General features: G+C 44.8%; 2 protein-coding genes. One reads left to right on the forward strand and one right to left on the reverse strand.

The genetic code is table 11. The features are described from left to right. Positions 1-799 precede the first annotated feature (799 nt). Positions 800-1,531 (forward strand): undecaprenyl-phosphate galactose phosphotransferase family protein, encoded by a 732-nt coding sequence (locus O9300_RS06720; RefSeq protein WP_002760967.1) that lies wholly within the window; start codon positions 800-802, stop codon positions 1,529-1,531. A 50-nt stretch (positions 1,532-1,581) separates the two neighbouring features. Here O9300_RS06720 and O9300_RS06725 read toward each other — a convergent pair whose 3' ends face one another. Beyond that, on the reverse strand, positions 1,582-1,740 hold the full coding sequence (locus O9300_RS06725) for a hypothetical protein (protein WP_196219852.1): 159 nt from the start codon (positions 1,738-1,740) through the stop codon (positions 1,582-1,584). Between the last annotated feature and the right edge of the window lie 49 nt (positions 1,741-1,789).

Consider the following 1,789-nt stretch of genomic DNA (forward strand, 5'->3'; position numbering starts at 1 on the left):
GGCCAAGCTTTTCTGGTCGGAACCCCCTAAGCCGAGTTTTCAAGGTGCTGCGCCGTCCACTTGGTTTTCGAGACTGGCCTTTTAATTCTAACGTAAAGCCAACCTAGAACGGCGGGGTTTCAGACCCAAAATTTCCGATGATCAAGTATAAAGTTTTCGTTTTCGGGAGTCAGAATTCTCCGAGTCAGGAGACGAGCGCACACAAGAGCATACTTCATCCTTAGGATCAAATCCGTAACTACTTAAATATTCAGCCACAGGGCATCAGCAAATGATGCCCTTTTATTTATTAAACCTCTTGCATAATTAATTTTTGGTGGTTCAAAAACGTCCTATAAGCTGTTCGTAATTTAAATTGCTTGTTGAGACGAGGCAAGAGACACTCTTGCACTCTTGCAAAGGGCAACACCCCCCAACCCCCACGTCGGGGTAGGGCAAGGGGGGGAGATTCGGCTAATCTAAGAATAAGCGGTTTAAATACGTCTTAGCTTAATACTAAATCCTGTTTAAAAGGTATAGGAGAGCAGGGGAGCGGGGAGCAGGGGAGCGGGGAGCGGGGGAGATGGGAGCGGGGAGAATAAATAAAAATAATCTCCTGAATTCTGACTACTGACTCCTGAATGCTGACTGCTGACTCCTAACCCCACCAACAAACTTTTTGCCGCAAACCCTAATTAGAGATTTTTCAGTACAAAGGCTCTAAAATTGCCAGTGCCATTTATTGGACTGAAGACTTGTTTTTTCGGTCTTGTGGCTTTATCATGGGTACTGTGTGGTGTGTGTGATGTGAAGGAGTAAGATGACTGCTAATAGCCAACTTATCTCCGTCAAGGCTCTACAAGCTTTGATGAAGCGAGGGTTCAAACCTTCGGTCTCTGGTAGACGGCATCAAAAATCTTGGTTAATAGCTTTAGACGGCGATACCTCAAAACGATTATTCGATATCGTTTTCTCCCTATCGGTTCTAATTTTCTTTTCGCCGCTTTATTTAATCTTAGCCTTATTGATCGCGATTAGTTCCCCCGGTCCGGTCTTCTATGTGCAGAAGCGCGTCGGTCAAAACTTCCAGCATTTCAACTGTATTAAATTCCGTACTATGGTAATGGATGCGGATAAGGTATTAGAGAGACTGATGGAAGACTCTCCCCAACTGCGGGCGGAATTCGAGGATAATTTCAAGCTTAAGGACGATCCCCGTATAACTTGGATTGGCAAGTTTCTCCGCTTAACCAGTTTAGACGAGTTTCCCCAATTCTGGAACGTCCTGCGAGGAGATATGAGCGTCGTCGGTCCGCGGCCTTTAGTTCCCGAAGAATTGCAGAAATATGGCAATCGCATCGACAAAGTTTTAACTATTCGCCCCGGTTTGACTGGTTTATGGCAAGTTTCGGGACGTAATGACATACCCTATCCCCTGCGGGTGCAGATGGATGTGTATTACGTTAATTCGCGTAACTGGTTAACCGATATCTGGGTAATCTTCAGAACTATCGGTGTTGTGGTTTTTCCCAAAAATAACGGTGCTTACTAAAGCGGTGAATAGTAAAAAATTACTCACTGCTGTTTCAATGTAATTAATCGCTAGACTGGAGGAGAGAAGGGCAGAACTTGCTTTTTTCTCCTCTTTTTTTGAGAAATATTATGACAGTAATTAGGGTCTGCTGAAAAAGTTTTTCCTAGGGGCAGGGTGTAGGGTGTGGGGTGTGGGGTGTGGGGTTTTACCGATTTTGAGGGGGTCAATTACCTAATTTTCAGGGAAAAAGTCCCTGAATTTCCCCCTGATCACTCC

The sequence above is a fragment of the Microcystis sp. LE19-195.1E genome (assembly GCF_027532095.1).
GTDB classification, from domain to species: Bacteria; Cyanobacteriota; Cyanobacteriia; order Cyanobacteriales; family Microcystaceae; genus Microcystis; species Microcystis aeruginosa.

Coding starts and splice junctions, on each gene's coding strand:
- O9300_RS06720 (WP_002760967.1), top strand. CDS start 800: ATGACTGCTAATAGCCAACTTATCTCCGTCAAGGCTCTACAAGCTTTG.